Annotated in this window: 16 protein-coding genes and 1 tRNA gene; 6 read left to right on the top strand and 11 right to left on the bottom strand. The window is 66.5% G+C overall.

Translation table 11 applies throughout. The annotated features are described in order from the left end of the window. Nucleotides 1-68: 68 nt before the first annotated feature. The 3 genes from N4261_RS08950 to N4261_RS08940 all read right to left on the bottom strand — a co-directional run bounded on the left by N4261_RS08950 (nt 69) and on the right by N4261_RS08940 (nt 1337). Nucleotides 69-596, bottom strand: coding sequence for a YfbU family protein (locus tag N4261_RS08950; protein ID WP_261759810.1), 528 nt, complete (start codon nt 594-596; stop codon nt 69-71). 267 nt (nt 597-863) lie between these two features. Continuing rightward, nucleotides 864-1166, bottom strand: coding sequence for a cyclic-phosphate processing receiver domain-containing protein (locus N4261_RS08945; protein WP_261759809.1), 303 nt, complete (start codon nt 1164-1166; stop codon nt 864-866). A 3-nt stretch (nt 1167-1169) separates the two neighbouring features. Further along, nucleotides 1170-1337 carry a hypothetical protein gene (locus N4261_RS08940; RefSeq protein WP_261759808.1) on the bottom strand — a complete coding sequence of 56 codons (168 nt, stop codon included), beginning with the start codon at nt 1335-1337 and terminating at the stop codon, nt 1170-1172. 596 nt (nt 1338-1933) lie between these two features. On the opposite strand from N4261_RS08940, the gene N4261_RS08935 reads away from it, so the two are divergent. The 3 genes from N4261_RS08935 to N4261_RS08925 all read left to right on the top strand — a co-directional run bounded on the left by N4261_RS08935 (nt 1934) and on the right by N4261_RS08925 (nt 6181). Beyond that, a complete protein-coding gene (locus N4261_RS08935) occupies nt 1934-3199 on the top strand; it encodes a DUF2968 domain-containing protein (RefSeq protein ID WP_261759807.1) in 1266 nt (421 codons plus the stop codon). Nucleotides 3200-3445: 246 nt separating this feature from the next. After that, nucleotides 3446-4129, top strand: a complete 684-nt coding sequence (locus N4261_RS08930) for a YitT family protein (RefSeq protein WP_261759806.1) — start codon at nt 3446-3448, stop codon at nt 4127-4129. A gap of 267 nt (nt 4130-4396) precedes the next feature. Next, entirely contained in the window at nt 4397-6181 is a 1785-nt protein-coding gene (locus tag N4261_RS08925) for an ATP-binding response regulator (RefSeq protein ID WP_261759805.1), read from the top strand. Here the strand turns inward: N4261_RS08925 and N4261_RS08920 are convergent. Next, entirely contained in the window at nt 6159-6479 is a 321-nt protein-coding gene (locus N4261_RS08920) for a YnfA family protein (protein WP_261759804.1), read from the bottom strand. The genes N4261_RS08925 and N4261_RS08920 overlap by 23 nt on opposite strands. A 102-nt stretch (nt 6480-6581) precedes the next feature. On the opposite strand from N4261_RS08920, the gene N4261_RS08915 reads away from it, so the two are divergent. After that, nucleotides 6582-7049, top strand: coding sequence for a GFA family protein (locus tag N4261_RS08915; RefSeq protein WP_261759803.1), 468 nt, complete (start codon nt 6582-6584; stop codon nt 7047-7049). A gap of 21 nt (nt 7050-7070) precedes the next feature. On the opposite strand, the gene phaR is transcribed toward N4261_RS08915, so the two are convergent. The 3 genes from phaR to N4261_RS08900 all read right to left on the bottom strand — a co-directional run bounded on the left by phaR (nt 7071) and on the right by N4261_RS08900 (nt 10130). Continuing rightward, a complete protein-coding gene (phaR, locus tag N4261_RS08910) occupies nt 7071-7655 on the bottom strand; it encodes a polyhydroxyalkanoate synthesis repressor PhaR (RefSeq protein WP_261759802.1) in 585 nt (194 codons plus the stop codon). Nucleotides 7656-7906: 251 nt separating this feature from the next. Next, nucleotides 7907-8878 (bottom strand): Bug family tripartite tricarboxylate transporter substrate binding protein, encoded by a 972-nt coding sequence (locus N4261_RS08905; protein WP_261759801.1) that lies wholly within the window; start codon nt 8876-8878, stop codon nt 7907-7909. 208 nt (nt 8879-9086) lie between these two features. After that, complete coding sequence (locus N4261_RS08900) at nt 9087-10130, bottom strand: LacI family DNA-binding transcriptional regulator (protein WP_261759800.1); 1044 nt, start codon at nt 10128-10130, stop codon at nt 9087-9089. Nucleotides 10131-10361: 231 nt separating this feature from the next. Between N4261_RS08900 and N4261_RS08895 the strand changes: the two genes are divergently transcribed. Continuing rightward, complete coding sequence (locus tag N4261_RS08895; RefSeq protein WP_261759799.1) at nt 10362-10814, top strand: hypothetical protein; 453 nt, start codon at nt 10362-10364, stop codon at nt 10812-10814. 312 nt (nt 10815-11126) lie between these two features. Here the strand turns inward: N4261_RS08895 and N4261_RS08890 are convergent, their stop codons facing one another. The 4 genes from N4261_RS08890 to N4261_RS08875 all read right to left on the bottom strand — a co-directional run bounded on the left by N4261_RS08890 (nt 11127) and on the right by N4261_RS08875 (nt 16057). After that, the gene (locus N4261_RS08890; protein WP_261759798.1) at nt 11127-12311 is read right to left on the bottom strand and encodes a hypothetical protein; all 1185 of its coding nucleotides are present in this window, start codon (nt 12309-12311) and stop codon (nt 11127-11129) included. Nucleotides 12312-12604: 293 nt separating this feature from the next. Next, a tRNA-Val gene (locus N4261_RS08885) sits at nt 12605-12681 on the bottom strand. 189 nt (nt 12682-12870) lie between these two features. Continuing rightward, nucleotides 12871-15144: a RelA/SpoT family protein gene (locus N4261_RS08880; RefSeq protein ID WP_261759797.1), complete on the bottom strand. Its 2274-nt coding sequence runs from the start codon at nt 15142-15144 to the stop codon at nt 12871-12873. A 46-nt stretch (nt 15145-15190) separates the two neighbouring features. After that, nucleotides 15191-16057 carry an alpha/beta fold hydrolase gene (locus tag N4261_RS08875; RefSeq protein ID WP_261759796.1) on the bottom strand — a complete coding sequence of 289 codons (867 nt, stop codon included), beginning with the start codon at nt 16055-16057 and terminating at the stop codon, nt 15191-15193. Between the two features lie 48 nt (nt 16058-16105). Here N4261_RS08875 and N4261_RS08870 point away from each other — a divergent pair, with 48 nt between their 5' ends. Further along, the gene (locus tag N4261_RS08870) at nt 16106-16888 is read left to right on the top strand and encodes a 3-hydroxybutyrate dehydrogenase (protein ID WP_261759795.1); all 783 of its coding nucleotides are present in this window, start codon (nt 16106-16108) and stop codon (nt 16886-16888) included. Nucleotides 16889-16964 lie beyond the last annotated feature (76 nt).

Here is a 16964-nt window from a genome sequence, read left to right as displayed (position 1 = left end):
GGGACTGGAGCTCTCGAAGACGTCTAGCTGGCGCGGCTGTTGAAGCGGCTCTTCATGACGAACCCCCTTCATTCCCGGTTGCTGGGATGAATCTGCGCATCCAGAATCGCAAGGATGGCTTCCTTCGAGAGGGGATACCTGGGCTTCCCGAGTTCAGTCCATCGATCCACCATGCGTTGGTACATGTCGCGGACCGGGCAGTGCGAGTTCCGCGCGTGCTCGCCGATAGTCTGCGAGTAGTTTCCGTTTGCAGAAAGTGCCGCAGTGAAGTGCAGCAGTTCACCTTCGTTGTTCCCGTCGTAGCCAGGGAACACGACCGCGCGCCCATCAATCCCCGACTTGTCACCGAGTTGGTCGTAGCTGTCCTTCAGGTCACTGTAAATCCCCAGGATGGCCAACACTTCCTTTGCCGAAGCGTCAGGCAGCTCATCACTCAGCTGGTTGCGGATCTTGCTTTCGAAAATCCACGCATGCCCATCTTTGAGATCAGTCGCCAGACGGGTCAGACTTTCATTATTCTGGAGAAGCCCAAGAATCTCGTACTGATTCGCCAGAATCAAGCGCTCAACCGCGGTGAGCTTAACATTTTCAGCCATGTACTCTCCCTCGTTGAAAGCAGCGAGTCTAGGCAGCGACCACCCATAAGGAAAGCCCTCCGAAGAGGGCTTTCAGCGGTATCAATCCAGACGCTTACGGGCAGCCGACCGAGACGAAACCGATGCTGGGAGCGGCCTTGGTGGCCTCGGCGGGGGTATAAGTTGTTGATTCCATTTGGGTTCCGCCGGAAGGCCTGGCTGAGAGCTGGGGCGGCATTGTAAGCGACGCGGTTCAATCCTGTCGCCGGCGCATCCTAACGCGGACGACTACAGAGAACGCTGATTCGCCATCAGCCGCTCAATTGATCGAATGCCCGCCTCCATCTTTGCACGGGCTGACGAGTTGGCCGAATGCACCTTGATCCGCGGCGGATCAAAACCATTCAACGCCACTTCCTCTTCGATCCAGAGTACGACGTCATACCCAGTCCCGCGCTGGTCATCGCCCAGGTCGTGATCGAGGCTGGGGTCGGAACCTTCAAGTGGCCCCATGCCATGGGTGCCGGCCAGCCCGCCCTCATCCATCAGGATCAGGTCTTGGATGTGCTCGACCTCCTTGGCGCTCAGCATGTGTCAACGCTTGGCGAGTGCGCGAATCACCTGTCGATGAGTGGTGATGACCCTCTTGGCAGCGGCGACGGTGGAAGGATTGACCTCACCGGAAGACATGCCTGTCTTCGGGGCCTGCTTTCCCTTTCGCTCGACGAGAGCGATGCCGTATTTCTTTGCCGTGTCCTTCATGACATCCTCCGCGATGAATCAGGCTGAGTGACGTGTTCCAAGGGGGCTCGCCATCGGACGAAAGTTTAGATCCGAATGCTCAAGGGCAGCCGAGCGAGACGAAACCGATCTTGGGAGCGGCCTTGGTGGCCTCGGCAGGGATGTAAGTTGTTGATTCCATTGAACTTCCGCCAGGCGAACTGGCTGATGAGCTGGGGCGGGATCGTATGCGACAGCGTCAACCCGGTGCAGCGTGATGCCGATTGGGCAGCGGCAGGCTTAACGATGCGCGGGGCTTCGGGATGAATACGGGGGACCGGGCGCAGGCAATTGTCGAGGCGCACGCCGGTGGGGCGCCCGACGGCCGCCTCGCCGATTCAGTCCGCGCATCTGGAGGGATAACAGGCCCACCCAAAGACGCCGCCCACCACAGCCACGTCGAGACGCGCCACCGCCCAGGACTTGTTTCCTTCAGAAACGCTGAGCCCACGCATGAAGAACCCCACGGGCTGACGTCGTACCATTCCGCCCGCCTGAACGTGGGCGACACAAAATGTCGAACGTGACATCCTCCATCCATTGACTTCGTCGGTTGCCGCCGTCACTGATCTGCCTTCATGCATCCGCCCCGCCGCCTCGACCGCTTGAGTGCCTGCATGCCCGCCTGGCGTGGGACGGTGCTCGCGATGCTGGCCGCAGTGTGGGTGGCGAGTGGACCGGCAGTTGCCGCGCAGGCCCCGCCGAACGGAAAGACCGGCCAGGCCGCTGGCGCCACCAAGGGCAGGAAACCCGCACCGTCGACCGCCAACCACCCTGAAGCGGCCGACATCGCCGAGCTGCGCGCCCGGATCGCCAACCGAGAGGTCTCCCTGCTGCGCCGCACCGAAGTGAGCGACGCGGCCATCGAGGTCTGGCTGCACCCGCCCAGCCGCCAGTATTACGTCGGCGTGTCGATGCAAGGCACGCTGCGGCGCACGCTCAAGTCCACCAACGAGGCCGAGGCCTGGCTTGGCTTCGACAGCTTCCGCCGGCTGGCCGCCATCGGCGACGTGGGTCGCCCAGTGCTGTTGGGGCAGATGGCCGGAGGGAGCGGCGCGTCGTCCTCCGCGTCGACGACGACCGCGCGATCGCTGCCCGCGCCTCCCCATCCGCCGGCCGTGATGCCGGGTCAGGATCTGCGTACGGTCGCCGTGCCGCCCGAACAGATCGCCGCACCACCGGCCGTCGACGCAGCGGATCTGGCGCTGGTCGAACAGGCGCGCAACAACGTCGACCCCAATCGCCGCACCTCCACTGTGGCGGTCCCTGCGGAACCGGCCGAGAACGCGCGTCCGGCGGGGCAAGCGGTCGAAACGCTGCGCCGGCAGCGGCTCGGTGACGATGTGGCCCGACTCGTCTGGAGTGCGGACACGGCCCAGTACTCCGCGTCGCTGACGCGCCAGGGCAAGGTGGTGGGCATGCTGCGCACCGGGGACGGTGCCCTGGCCGCCCGGGCTTACGAGGATTTCCTGCGTCAGGCCGAGGCCCGTGCGGCCGTGATGCCGGCCGCAGAGGCGGCCTCCGCCGCCCGGCCCGCTGCTTCGGCGTCGCTCCGCCCGACCTCCCTGCGCATCGACAGCGATCCCGCAGCACCACACGCCGTCACCGCCAAGCCGCTGAAGACGGCGAAAGTCGGCAGGACCGCCCGGCCCAGGCAGGTTGCCGGCGGTCTCTCCACCGCGCAGACGCCGAAGGCCGCCCGAACGTCGAAAGCCCATTCAGCACGAACAGCGGCGGCAAAGGGCGACAAGACCGACAAGGCATCCAGGGCCTCCAAAACCGCCAAGGCAAGGGCCACCAAGGCATCAGCGCCGCAGCCGCCGCCCGCACCGCCGGCGACCTGATCGCCGCATCCTCCGCCTCGACGCCGTTCATGCCGTCAGCAGACGGAACGATCAGCGGTTCACTCGCCTCCTTTTCGCTCTCACCTCGCGCCTCTCGCCTCGCACCTCACGCCTCTCACCTCTCGCTTCCACGGCCGCGTCATCGACCACGCCGACCTCAGTTCCCCCCCGCCGGTGTTCCTTCGGCAAGCCTCCGGCCGAGTGCCCAACTGAGCTCTCAGGCACATTTCCTGCTTCTCTCTTCGAATGAATGACGTGCCCTCTCCCGCTCCCGCTCCCGCTCCCACGCCTGCGCCCGACGCCGCGCCGCCGATCCCTGCCCTGGACGATCTTGCGGTCCGATCCCACACCCTGTTTGAAGATGCCCAAGCGCTTTTTACCGGCGCGCTGTTTGTTTCGCTGGCGCTGATCCTGTTCGCCCAAGTCGGCCTGCTGACCGGCGGCACGGCGGGCGCGGCCTTCGTGCTTCACTACGCGACCGGCATCAGCCTGGGCAAGCTGTTCTTCGTGATCAACCTGCCCTTCTATTGGTTCGCCTGGACCCGCATGGGGCGCGAGTTCACGGTCAAGACCTTCATCTCGATCGCGCTGCTGTCGCTGATGACCGAGTTCTCACCGCGCCTGTTCGCCATCGACCGGCTGCATCCGGCCTATGCCGCCGTGCTGGGTGGCCTGCTGCTGGGATCGGGCTGCCTGTTCCTGGCGCGGCACCGTGCGAGCCTGGGTGGCGCGACCATCGTGTCGCTCTACCTGCAGCGGGCCAAGGGCTGGCGAGCCGGCAAGGTGCAGATGGGCATGGACTGCGCCATCGTGCTGCTCGCGCTCACCGTCATCGAGCCGAGCCGAGTCGCGTATTCCATCCTGGCCGCCGTGGTGATGAATCTGTTCATCGCGGTCAACCATAAACCGGGTCGGTACGCGGTGCTCTGAGCTGCCCCCTCGCCTTGCGCCATTCGATGACGCGGGCGCTGGCAAACGCAAGGACAAGGGCAAGGGCAAGGGCAAAGACAATGGCGGACGCTGATGGCGTCGGTCGCGCCAAAGCCCGCCGGGACAATGGCATCGATGGGATCGCGCGTCGCGCCCACCGTGCGGTGAGCGCCGGCACGACCCCTTGGACCCAGACTGTTACCTCCGCGGCCGATCCACGCCGAATCGAGCATCGATACTCGCGCCTTTCCGACCCGCTGTTCCGCCATGTCCGAGCCGTCGACCCGTTCCGAGTTGCTCCCGCTGATCGGCCAGCGCGCGTCCGTGGAGATCGCCGCGCTGGTGATTCCGCTGGTGGTGATCGTCAGCGCGCCCGCAGGCACCTCGTCGCTGCTGGCCTGGTGCTGGGCGGCCTTGTACGGCGTCGCCGCGCTGGGCGTGGTGATCGCGCGGCGTCGCTTTCGCAGCGATCTGGCCACGCTCGACGGCGCCGCCTTCGAGGCGCGCTGGGCGCAACCGCTGGAACGCACCGCCCTGCTGTTCGGCACGATCTGGGGCCTGCTGCCGTGGACCGGCGCCGCCGGCGCGTCCGTCGAATTCGCGTTGTTCCTGTACCTGGTGCTCGCCGGCACCACGGCGTCCACCGTCACCTTCGCCGCAGCCGATCTGCGGGTGTTTGCCCGTTATCTGTTGCCGGCCTGGACCTTGGCATCCCTGGCCGTGCCCTTCGCCTTCCCAACGCTTTGGATGGCGGTGCTGCCGCTGTGCGGGCTCTATCCGTGGCTGGTGTGGCGGCATGCACGCAGCTCGCACGGCTTCTTCCTGCAGCAATCCACCCTCCAACGTCAGAGCCTGGCGCTTGCGCAGGCCCACAAGGAAGCGCGTGATCTGGCGGCGGCCGCCTCGCGGGAGAAGAGCCTGTTCCTGGCCACGGCCAGCCACGACCTGCGCCAGCCGCTGTACGCCTTGACGCTCACGGCGCAGGCCGCCTTGCAACGCAACCGCGATGCATCGCTCGCGCCACTGCTGGTGGACATCGCGCAGGCGGCCGGCCATGTCAACGAACTGCTGAACTCCCTGCTCGACGTGTCCGCGCTCGACAGCCGTCGGGCCGATCTCGCCCTGCAGCCGATGGCGCTGACGCCCTTGCTCTCGGAGTTGCATGAGCGCTTCCAGCCCGAGGCCCAGGCCCGAGGGCTGGCATGGCGCATTCGCGGACCCGAAGCGCCGGCCTGGGTTGTGGCCGAGCCGATGCTGCTGCGCCGCGCCCTGTCCAACCTGCTGCACAACGCGCTGCGCTACACGCCCCGGGGCGGCGTGCTGCTGGCGGTTCGACGCCGCGGCGAGGGCTGGGCGATCGAGGTCTGGGACACCGGCGTCGGCGTGGCCGCGCCGCAGCGGGAGGGGCTGTTCGCGGAATTCCATCGCGGCGACAACGCCGCGCAGGTCACCGGAGAGGGCCAGGGGCTGGGCCTGTCCGTGGTGCGGGATTGCGTGCGGCGGCTGGGCGGCACCATCGACTGGCACTCGACACCGGGACGCGGTTCCTGCTTCCGCATCGCCCTGCCCGAGGCCAAGGCCACATCGACCAGCGCGCCGCGATCACGGGTGGACGACACGCCCTTCGACGCGCTGCGTGGCCAGGTCTTGATCATCGACGACGACCTGGGCGTGACCCGCGGCCTGCAGCATCTGCTGGGCGAATGGGGCCTGACCTGCCGGATCGCCGCCGATGGTGCTCAAGCACATGCCGCGCTGAGCGACGGCTTCACCCCGGATGTCGTGATGAGCGATCTGCGCCTGCGTCACGACGACGGCGGCTATCGGCTGATGCTCGCCATCCTGGACCGCGCCCCGCATGCCCGCGGTGTGGTGGTCACTGGCGAGTGGGATCTGCCCGATCTCCATCGCGCCGAAGCGGAGGGCTATCTCGTCCTTCGCAAGCCGGTGCAGCCTGGGCCGCTGCACACGGTGCTGCGGTCACTGCTCGCGGATGAGCACCGCGCGCTGTCGCGCCCGATGACACCACTCAGCCGCGCGGTTGAAACATGATGATCCCCATGCCGCACAGGGCCACCGCTGCGCCCACACCGTCCCACACCGTGGGCCGCATGCCGTCCACCAGCCAGAGCCACAGGATCGCCACGCCGATGTAGACGCCGCCGTAGGCGGCATAGACGCGGCCCGAGGCGGCGTCATGCAGCGTCAGCAGCCACGCAAACAGCATCAGGCTGAGCGCGGCGGGGATCAGCAGCCAGGCGGAGCGGTCCTGCTTCAGCCAGAGATAGGGCAGATAGCAGCCCATGATTTCCGCCAGCGCCGTGGCGATGAAGAGCAGCAAGGTGTTCATGTCGGAAGCCGTTCGAGCCGGCATGGGCAGGACTCATGATTGCCCCCAAGGGCAGTCCGGGGCATCTGCCCCATGGCCCATCCCGCACAGGAGCTTCCCATCATGCATCTCGACGGTTCATGCCACTGCGGCAGCGTGCGATTCTCGGTGGAGTCCAACGAACCAGTGCCGTTCATGCGCTGCTACTGCAGCATCTGCCGCAAGACGGCAGGCACCGGCGGCTATGCGATCAACCTGGGCGCGGACCATCGCAGCTTCAAGCTGCTCAAGGGCATGCGCTACCTGAAGGTCTATCAGGCGGTCATCGACGGCAAGCAGAGCACCGCTGAACGCCACTTCTGCGGCCGTTGCGGCACCGCACTCTGGCTGTATGACAAGACCTGGCCCGATCTCATCCATCCGCATGCCGGCGCCATCGACACCCCGCTGCCCGTGCCGCCCGCGCATGTGCACATGATGCTCGGCTCCAAACCCGAGTGGGTGGAGGTGGACGATCAAGCGGGCGATGAACAGGTGCCCACCTACCCCAAGGCGTCGCTGGCGGACTGGCATCGGGCCCACGGGGTCTGAAAGGCGCGGAGCCTCGCCCGCCTACTTTTTCGGTGGCGGGAAACCGGGCATGCCGGGCATACCGGGGAAGATCGTGCCGGCGTTCTGGAACTGTTCCTGCATCTGCAGGAACAGGTTCTTGGACTGCTCCAGGTAGTTGCCCATCAGGCCCTGCATCATCGGCGCCTGACCGCTCATGAACTGGGTCCAGAGCTCCGGACTGAAGGGCGCGCCCTTGCTCTGTTCGTTGAAACGGGTCTGCATCTCGGTGAAGGCCTGAAGGTTCTTCTCGAGCGATGCGCCCATCAGGCCCTGCATCGCATGGCCATAGAAGCGGATGATCTGCGCCAGCAACGGCGTGGAGAACATGGGCATGCCCCCCATCTCCTCCTCCAGGATGATCTGCAGCAGGATGGACCGGGTCAGCTCGTCGCCGGACTTGGCATCGCGCACTTCGAACTCAGCGCCTTCCAGCACCATCTTCTTGACGTCGGCCAGCGTGATGTAGCTGCTGGTCTGGGTGTCGTAGAGGCGTCGGTTCGGATACTTCTTGAGCACCCGCGGCCCCTTGGGCTGCGCGGACTCGTCGGTGCCAGGGGCGGTCTTGCCGCGTCGGGCCGTCACCATGCTGTCTCCTCTAGGGTTTGAGGATCATTCTAGGAGGGCGCCCGTCGGCCGCCCGACGAGTGTTTTCCCCCGATGTGCGCGTTGCAACGCCACAGGGTAGGCACAGGGCAAACGGCGGGCCGTCCAGCCGCCACCAGGAACGACCGGGACCGCCGGTCGATGCTGCCTCCAAATGAATCAGCGCCCGGCTCCCCGAAGGTCGCCAAGGCGCTGCGGCAGCGGCGCTGGGGCCGCGATGCGGGTGGCCGTGGTCAAGGCGTGACGTTGCCGTCCTTGATGACCTTGGCCCAGCGCGCCTGTTCGGTTTTCTGGAACTCGGCAAACTGCTGCGGCGAATTGGGTGTGTATTCCAGACCCAGCGCTTCCATCTTGGCCTTGACTTCCTGCATGGCGACGATCTTCTGCACCTCGGCATTGAGTCGGGCCACGATCGGCGCCGGCGTGCCTGCGGGCAGGTAGAGCGCCTGCCAGCTCGACACATCGAAGCCCGCCACGCCCGACTCCTGCATCGTCGGCACATCCGGCAGTTGGCTGCTCCGCTTGGCGGAGGTCACCGCCAACGCGCGCACCTTGCCCGCCTTGAGCTGCGGCAGGGCCACCGTCACGGTTTCGAAACTCATCGGGACCTGGCCGCCCATCACGTCCTGGATCGCCGGCGCACTGCCCTTGTAGGGAATGTGGGTCAGCTCCGCGCCGGTCAGCAGCTTGAAGACTTCACCCGACAGATGCTGGGACGTGCCCTGCCCCGCAGAGGCGAAGGCAATCTCACCCGGCTTGGCCTTGGCTTGCGAGATCAGCTCCTTGACCGTGCGGGTGGACTGGTTCGGCCCCACCAGCAGCACGTTGGAAATCTTGCCCAGCAGGATCACCGGTGCGAAGTCCTTGGCCGCGTTGTAGGGCATCTTGGGCATCAGCGCCGGATTGATCGCATGCGTGGCGATGGTGCCCAGCAGCACGGTGTAGCCGTCCGGTGCGGCCTTGGCCACGCTGTCAGCTCCCAGCACGCCGCCGGCACCGGCCTTGTTGTCGACGATGACGGTCTGCTTGAGTTGCGCCTGCAGCCGCGCGGCCACTTCGCGCCCCAGCACGTCCGAGGTGCCGCCGGGTGCGAACGGCACCACCAGCTTCACCGGTTGATTCGGCCAGGAATCCTGGGCCCAGGCCGAGGTGGACAGGACAGCGGCGGCCACAGCCCACCCGAGGCGAGAAAAACGCGAGGTCATGAATCAGTCTCCGTGTTGGCGAGGGGAAAGGCTTGCGGCGCCCGGCCTCTTGGCAGGCGCCGTCACCCTCTTGTTATGGCGTCGATGGTATCGGTACCATGGCGCCCATCAGCCCGGGGAAAACACGGGTGGGACGGGCGATTCACCCGCTCACTCCCGTGCACGCTTTCACGCTTTCACCTGTTCAAGCGTTCAGACGTTGAGACGCTCAGGTGCTGGCGCGGGGCACGATCTGGAAACCGATGTCGATGCTGCGCTGCGCGACCGGGCCTCCGGCGCGCTCGACGATGAACTTCGCCGCCTGTCGGCCGATGGCCAGGCCGTCGATGCGCACCGTGGTCAGCGCGGGCGCCAGATCGGCCGCCAGGGCGAGGTCGCCGAAGCCGACCACCGCCAGTTGCGCCGGAATCCTCAGGCCGCGCGCCTGCGCCTCGACCATCACGCCCAAGGCGAGCGAGTCCGAGCTGCAGAACACCGCATCGATGTCGGGCTGCCGCTGCAGCAGTTGGGCCAGGCCTTGCCGACCGCTGCCCAGCGTGGTCGGCGTGGCGACAGTGGCCACCGGGACCTCCGCGATGCCCAGCGCTTTCGCCCGCTCCTGGAAGGCGTGGAAGCGCCGCTGGGCGCGCTCGTCACTGCCGGCCACACCAGCCAGACGCCGATAGCCGCGCGCCACTAGATAGTCCGCCACCGCCCGACCCACCGCGACATGCGAGAACCCAACCAGCATGTCGATCGGGTCGTCGCTCTGGTCCCAGGTCTCCACCACCGGCACGCCCGACGCCCGCAAGCGGGTGCGGGTCTGCGGGGAATGGCTGGTGCCGGTGAGCACCAGACCGTCGGGGCGACGGCCGATCATCGCGTCCAGCCAGGCGTCCTCGCGGGCGTTGTCGTAGCCGGTCTGTCCCAGCAACACCTGATAGCCGGATTCGAACAGCGCCTCGGTGAGGCTTTGCACCGTGTCCAGGAAGACCGGGCCGGCGATGGTGGGCACCGCCACGCCCACCATTCGGCTTTTCATCGAAGACAACGCCCCCGCCAGCAGGTTGGGCACATAACCGGTGCTGCGCACGGCGGCCTGCACGCGTTCCCGCACCTCCGGCGACACCTGCGCCGGCGTGTTGATGGCACGTGACGCCGTGATCGGCGCGACGCCGGCCAGCTTGGCCACATCGCGCAAGGTCACCGCGCCGCTGCCTTTGCGGCGGCGCTGACGCGGCGCGTTCCCGGGGTCGTTCAGATCATCGGACATGGAGGCAGATGATAGAGGGCACGCCCGCTGTCACTGGACGACTTCGCCTCCCCATTTCTCCCAGGTGACGCCGCGCTGCGCGCGACGCTGTCTGCCGCACCGAGCCGCACGAGAGGCAGCACAGGCGGCAGTCTCTCCCGGCTGGGAGAGGCCGCTCTCTGGCTGCCGGGGTGGGTGAATTCGGATTTCGCGGGAGGCGGTCGCTGCGCGCGCGTCTCAGCGGTAAGCTCGATGATCACTTCCCCATCGACGCAGCAGATGCGTCTCGACCAGGACCTCATCGCGATGCTCACCGACGCCTGCAAGACCCTTCGCATCACGCTGCTCGACCTCCATCGCAGTCTGGTGGACCTCGAACGGCGACAGTATGAAAAGCAGCATGGGCAGCAAGGCGCCGGCGACTTCCTGCAGGTGATGGCCTACGCCGAAGAGATGCGCTGGCTTGAGCCCCTGAGCCGGCTGATCGTGATGCTGGATGAAGCGCTGGACGGCGATGGCGATTCCGACGCCACGCCGCTGATGGTCGCGCAACGGGCCCGCGAATTGATCAGCCTGGATCGCGAGAGCACAGAGGCCTTCATGGCTCGGTATGCGGCGCACTTTGATGCCTCACCGGCGTTGGTGGGCACGCATGCTCGAGTGGTGGCGGCGTTGAAGGCCGTCGGGACGACCGCAGTGGGCTAAGACGCATCGAACGAACGGCACATCGGCACGAGTCGCAGGTGATGTCGCCGCTGACACAGCGGCGCTTGCTGGATGCCACTCCGGGCAGATGGACCACGCGGCGTGACCGCATGAAGCCTGCCCCCCTGGCCGAGATCGGCCAAGTACGGTCGCCAGGTCATTGACCGGGTTCGTGTTGATGAGACCATCCAGCTACGCGGCAACAAGGCCGCGCGCAAGTCGCCTGCGGCGAGCCATCGCAAGAAGTTGGCGGACGCGGACACCGCGCCGACCGGTACGTGAAGGTCCCGCAGGAGCCGCTTTGCCTGCGGCTCAGTCGACCTCCTCCACCACCGCGGCGGACGTCGTGGCACCGCCTGTCCCGTTGCCCTGGCCGTCGTCCTCGTCCTCCAACTCCTCGATGACCACGCCAGTGTGCGGTCCTCCGAGCAGTACATCGTCGTCCTGCGCGCCCTGCACGACTTGCACGTTCTGCGCCAACGCGTCGAGCACGGCGTCATCGAGCAGCAGGTAGTTGCGTCCGTCCGGATGTTCCCGATCGATGTCCTCGACGTGGCGGCGGCCCACCATCCACATGACCGCGCGCCCCGGCTGCGCCGTTGCGGCTTCGTGCATTGCCAAGCTTCGGGCAACCGCCAAGCCGCTCGCGCTGCCGAGCATCTTGCCGGGGTCGACGATCTGGACCATTTCTTCAATGTCGGTGCGCGCCTCGTCCATTTGTTGATTCCGGAGGTGTGCCGACATGGCCTGGAACAACTGGCGGATTGGCGCGCCCGGCAACGCATACCGGTCGAAGTCCCCGGTCACGGTTTCGATGACATAGGTGAACGGGGCGAAAAGGGCCGCTCGATCGTGCACTGCGGCGCGATCGAAATCGCGGGTCAGGTCCCGGATCCTGGCCAAGGCGAACAGGATGCGCAGAGGCGTCGGATCGCCCCGCTGCTGGGTGGCGGGGATGTCGAACTCCTCTTCCGTCATATAGCCGAGCTGGTGCTCGTCTGCGAAGAACGCCTCCAGCTGGCGCCGTTCAACCGTCTTCCGATGGTCTTCACCGATCACATGGAGCCGACCCTCCTCCAGTTCCGTGTTCAGCACCCGCTGGGCGACGGAAGGACTCGACGAGGCCCCCGGCACGGTCCCACCTCCGGCGTGCCCACGTCCTGTTCGTGCGTCGTCGAACAAGGCCCCGATCGCGCGGCTCTGGGCCACCAGGCGAGGCGATCCATCGATCGCCTCCTGGAAGGTCCGACGCGGCGCAATCGACGGGCTGGCGTGGCCGGCGCGCGCAAGGGATGTTGCGGAGCGACCTTCGGCGGCCGGCACGGCGGCCTCAAGACCTTGGCGAGCTTCGCGAGATCTCATGCTGTCTCCCGGGCGATGGAACGAGCCTGGCACTGTGACCGAAACGACCGCCACGGCCATCAGCAGAACGCTGAAATTGCGCTTCAGGAATACGGAGACGTCGTCAATGACCAGTACGCGATGGGATGGAAGCACCGCCCGGGACGGCATTCGAGTGCCGCAGTGGTCGTTTCTCCTGGCAAGGCAGGACGAGCGTAGCTTCTGGGCGCTGAAAGACCTTGGCGTAGCAGACGCAGTTCGATCAGCGTGAGCGTCTGGCCGAACTACCTTGACGGTGACAGCGGTCAGTGGCTCGCCTGCGGCGGAGTCCAGCCCAGAAACGAAAAAACCGGCTTGGCGCCGGTTTCGTTTTCTTCAGCTCCACGAATCATTCGATTGTTTGGGGCTCTTGGAAATACCCAAGAAATCCCCAAACCGTCTTTTATTCGTGGTAGGCGCGATTGGATTCGAACCAACGACCCCCACCATGTCAAGGTGGTGCTCTAACCAACTGAGCTACGCGCCTGAAGAGCTTCGCAGTATAGACCGGATTTCGAGACTCGTCGATGAATCTGCAGGAAAAAGAGCGATTAACGCACAGTCGCAGCATTGCGTTTTGCCACCGGCTTTGCCCCCTGCCTCACAACTCCGATGGACAGGGCTTCGACGCCGATTCCGCGCACCGCCACCCGCCGGGATGCCGATGCGAAAAATCTCAGCGTCGCCGCGCGCTCCGAACGCCGGAGAGCTGCGACAAGCTGGCCAAGGTCTGATTCAGACGCTGCGCATCACTGACCTCCACCGTGAAACTCATGCGCGACAGGTCGTTGCGGGCCGGCTTGCCCTTGCCGCTTTGCTGGTTCACTGCCACCACGGCCAGCTTGTCCTTGGCAAACAGCTCCAGCACATCACGCAGCAGGCCCGGTCGGTCGTTCGCCTCCACCACCAGATCCACCGGGTATTGCGCCGCCTTGCCCATCTTGTCCGAAGACGGCTCACCCCAAGCCACGGCGATCACCCGCTCGGGCGAGGCCCTGGCCATCTCCCGCAGGTTGGCGCAATCGCAGCGATGAATCGCCACGCCCTTCCCGCGGGTCACATAGCCGGTGATCTGGTCGGGCGGCGCCGGTCGGCAGCAACGGGCCAGGCTGGTGAGCAGCGAGTCCACGCCCACCACCAGCACGCCGCCCTTGGGGGTGCGTGCATCCGGCACCTCGCCGCGGGTGTGGCGCTGCGCCAGCACGGCGTCCTCGTCGGGTTCCTGAACGGGCGGGCGCAGCAGGGTCTCGATGTTGCGCAGCGAGTACTCGTCCTTGCCGACGACCTCAAAGAGCGCATCCGCGTTCTTGAAGCCCAGCCGCCCGGCCAGGTCTTCCAGCTTGATCGCGGTCTTGCCTTCACGCTGCAGCAGCTTCTCGACCAGCTCGCGACCCTTGGCGATGGTTTGTGACTGCGCTTGTGCATTGAACCAGGCACGGACCTTGGCCTTGCTGCGCGGGCTCTGCAGATAACCCAGTTCCGCATTCAACCAGTCCAGCGACGGGCCGCCTTCCTTCAGCGCGACGATCTCCACCGTCTGGCCGCTCTTCAGCGGGGTGTTGAGCGGCACCATCTGGCCGTCGACCTTCGCGCCGCGGCAGCGATGGCCCAGGTCCGTGTGCAGCGCATAAGCGAAGTCGATCGCCGTGGCGCCCGCGCACAGCTCGATCACCGAGGCCTGCGGGGTGAAGACATACAGCCGGTCGTCGAAGGCGGGGCCGCTTTCGGCGGCGAAGTCGCGCTCCCAGGCCAGCAGTTGGCGCAACACCGCCTTGCGGGCCTGCGCCACCTGTTCCTCGAACTCACCGGCAGCGACGACGCCCGCATAACCCTTGGTACCCGCTTCCTTGTAGGCCCAATGCGCCGCGACGCCGTGCTCCGCATGCTCATGCATGGCGCGGGTACGGATCTGGACCTCCATCGGCCGACCGTCCTCGGCCATCACCACCGTGTGCAGCGATTGGTAGCCGTTGGGCTTGGGCCGGGCGATGTAGTCGTCGAACTCGCCGTCGACCGGCTGATAGCGCTCATGCAGCCGGGCCAGGGCGGCGTAGCAATCAGCGATCTCGGGAACGATCACACGCAGCGCGCGCAGGTCGAAAACCCGCTCCAGCGTGAGTCCCTTGCCGCGCATCTTCTTCCAGATGCTGTAGAGGTGCTTCGGCCGCCCCTGCACCTGCGCCGCGATGCCCTGGTCGCGCAGCACCCGTTCCAGCGTGGCGCGCACCGCGTCGACCGACTGCTCGCGCTCCACCCGCTTTTCATGCAGGCCGCGGGCCAGCTGGTGATATTGCTCCGGCTCCAGGAAGCGGAAGGACAGATCTTCCAGCTCCCATTTGATCTGCCAGATGCCCAGACGATTGGCCAGCGGCGCAAACACCTGCAGCGACTCCGCCGCGAGCTCGCGCGGGCAGGCGGTCTTGCTGGCCGCGAACCAGCGCAGCGTCTGCAGTCGCGACGCCAGCCGCAGCAGCACCACTCGCAGGTCGCGCGAGAACGCCAGCAGCATCTTGCGCACCAGCTCGGTCTGCTCCTGCCGGCGTTGGTTCTCGACCTTGGCCTCGCGCGCCGCACGCTGGATCTGCACCAGGCGCCGGGTGTGGCTGACCAGGCTGGCATCGCTCTCGCCAAAGGCTTTGGCGACGATCTCCTCCGGCTTGTTCAGATAGTCGCCGGCATACACCAGATAGGAGGCGGCCTGCATCGTGGGCGCCGCCCCGACGCCAGCCAGGATCACCGCCACGCCATCGGCGTGCTCGAGCGCCGGTTCGCCGGTATCCAGCAGACGGTCCGCCAGCAGCGGTTCGGCAAAGGCGCGGGCGCGCCGGATCGGATCGACCACTTCGGCCGGCTGCGGCCGGGCCGCCGGCAGGCGGCTGGGCAGGTCACCGTCCAGCAGGGCCACGATGGGCGACGCCTGCTCGGCACGCAGACCCAACTCTGTCTTCATACTTCTCTCACCGCGTCGCGTCGGACGCGCGCCTCAGGCGTCGCGTTCAGCCGCCCTCCAGGAAGCGTTCCACCACTTGGATCTGATCGTCCTGCACCAGCATCGGCGCATGGCCCACGCCGGCCACTTCGTACAGCGTCGCGCGGGGACCGCGTTGCGTCATCGCCTGCGCCGTGGCGGCGCTCAGCAGGTCGGATTCGGTGCCGCGCAGCAGCAGCGTCGGGCAACGCAGCGCATCATAGGCGGCCCACAGCTGCGACTCGCCGGCCTTGGCCAGTTCCGGCGTCAGCCCCGCCAAGCCCTGGCCGATGCGCGGGTCGTAATGGAGCCGGCAGCGGTCGCCATCGGGCTTGAACATCGGGCGCGACAGCGCCAGCCACTGCTCGTCGGTGTGGGGGCCGAAGCCCTCGGACACGCTGCGCAGGTAGTCCGCGCCCTGCTGGCAGGTCTCGAACTGGGGCGCGCGACCGATGTAGCCGGCGATGCGCTGCAAGGCGACGAACTCGATGGTGGGCCCCACGTCGTTGAGGATGAGCCGGCGGATCGGACTCGCCGGCATCGCTGCCAGCGCCAGGCCGATCAGGCCGCCCATGGAGGTGCCCAGCCAGTCCACCTGCGGCACGCCCAGGCGGGCCAGCAGGGTGACCATGTCCGACACATATTGCGGCAGCTGATAGTTGCGGGGATCGCCGAGCCAGTCGGACTCGCCGCGGCCGACCACATCCGGACAGATGATCCGGTAGCGATCCGCCAGGCGGCGAGCCAGCACGTCGAAATCACGCCCCTGGCGCGACAAACCATGCACGCACACCAGCACGCGGGGATTGTCGGCTTGACCCCACTCCCAATAGGCCATCCGATGGAGGCCGCAGGGGCTCAAGGCCTGGACTTTTTTCAACAAGGGTTCAGACATCGCTCGTATCCTTTGCACCCATCCTAACAACCCTGAAGAGGACCCGGCATGTTGCAAGGAAAGACGGCGCTGGTGACCGGTTCGACCAGCGGCATCGGATTGGGGATTGCCCTGACCCTCGCCCGGCAAGGCGCCAACCTGGTGCTCAACGGCTTCGGAGATGCCGAGGCGCCGCGGGCGGAAGTGGAGGCCGCGGGCCGTGAACACGGCATCCGCGTCGGTTTTCACGGGGCCGACATGAGCAAGCCGGCCGAGATCGAGGCCATGATGGCCACCATCAACAAGGACTTCGGTGGATGCGACATTCTGGTTAACAACGCCGGCATTCAGTTCGTGGCGAACGTCGACGAGTTCCCCGTCGACCGCTGGGACGCGATCATCGCCATCAACCTCACCAGCGCCTTCCACACCATGCGCCTGGCGCTGCCGGGCATGAAGCAGCGCGGCTGGGGGCGCGTGATCAACATCGCGTCCACCCACGGTCTCGTGGCTTCGCCTGGCAAGTCGGCCTATGTGGCGGCCAAGCATGGCCTGCTGGGCTTGACCAAGGCGGCCGCCCTGGAGACGGCCACCCTGCCGGTCACGGTCAATGCGATCTGCCCGGGCTGGGTGTTGACACCCCTGGTGCAAAAGCAGATCGACGACCGCGCGGCCAAGGAAGGCCTGACGGTGGATGAGGCGAAACGCCAGTTGCTGTCGGAAAAGCAGCCCTCGCTGCAGTTCACCACGCCCGAAGAGCTGGGCGCCCTGGCGGTGTTCCTGTGCTCGGACGCTGCGATCAATGTCCGCGGCCAAGCCTGGGCCATGGATGGCGGCTGGGTGGCGCAGTGATCGTACCCGCCGTTTGAACGCAGCCAGCGCGCTCCGCGCTGGCTGCATGAGGACCTGCAGGCATGAGGACCTGCAG

This window comes from Roseateles amylovorans (assembly GCF_025398155.2).
GTDB lineage: Bacteria > Pseudomonadota > Gammaproteobacteria > Burkholderiales > Burkholderiaceae_C > Roseateles > Roseateles amylovorans.
This window is presented reverse-complemented; position numbering and strand designations above follow the sequence as displayed.

Bases quoted from the DNA above. Each gene is read 5' to 3' on its own strand.
- N4261_RS08915 (WP_261759803.1), top strand. From the start codon at position 6,582: ATGCATCTCGACGGTTCATGCCACTGCGGCAGCGTGCGATTCTCGGTG.
- N4261_RS08940 (WP_261759808.1), bottom strand. From the start codon at position 1,337: ATGAAGGACACGGCAAAGAAATACGGCATCGCTCTCGTCGAGCGAAAG.
- N4261_RS08870 (WP_261759795.1), top strand. From the start codon at position 16,106: ATGTTGCAAGGAAAGACGGCGCTGGTGACCGGTTCGACCAGCGGCATC.
- N4261_RS08935 (WP_261759807.1), top strand. From the start codon at position 1,934: ATGCATCCGCCCCGCCGCCTCGACCGCTTGAGTGCCTGCATGCCCGCC.
- N4261_RS08905 (WP_261759801.1), bottom strand. From the start codon at position 8,878: ATGACCTCGCGTTTTTCTCGCCTCGGGTGGGCTGTGGCCGCCGCTGTC.
- N4261_RS08895 (WP_261759799.1), top strand. From the start codon at position 10,362: ATGATCACTTCCCCATCGACGCAGCAGATGCGTCTCGACCAGGACCTC.
- N4261_RS08880 (WP_261759797.1), bottom strand. From the start codon at position 15,144: ATGAAGACAGAGTTGGGTCTGCGTGCCGAGCAGGCGTCGCCCATCGTG.
- N4261_RS08875 (WP_261759796.1), bottom strand. From the start codon at position 16,057: ATGTCTGAACCCTTGTTGAAAAAAGTCCAGGCCTTGAGCCCCTGCGGC.
- N4261_RS08930 (WP_261759806.1), top strand. From the start codon at position 3,446: ATGAATGACGTGCCCTCTCCCGCTCCCGCTCCCGCTCCCACGCCTGCG.
- phaR (WP_261759802.1), bottom strand. From the start codon at position 7,655: ATGGTGACGGCCCGACGCGGCAAGACCGCCCCTGGCACCGACGAGTCC.
- N4261_RS08950 (WP_261759810.1), bottom strand. From the start codon at position 596: ATGGCTGAAAATGTTAAGCTCACCGCGGTTGAGCGCTTGATTCTGGCG.
- N4261_RS08925 (WP_261759805.1), top strand. From the start codon at position 4,397: ATGTCCGAGCCGTCGACCCGTTCCGAGTTGCTCCCGCTGATCGGCCAG.
- N4261_RS08945 (WP_261759809.1), bottom strand. From the start codon at position 1,166: ATGCTGAGCGCCAAGGAGGTCGAGCACATCCAAGACCTGATCCTGATG.
- N4261_RS08900 (WP_261759800.1), bottom strand. From the start codon at position 10,130: ATGTCCGATGATCTGAACGACCCCGGGAACGCGCCGCGTCAGCGCCGC.
- N4261_RS08920 (WP_261759804.1), bottom strand. From the start codon at position 6,479: ATGAACACCTTGCTGCTCTTCATCGCCACGGCGCTGGCGGAAATCATG.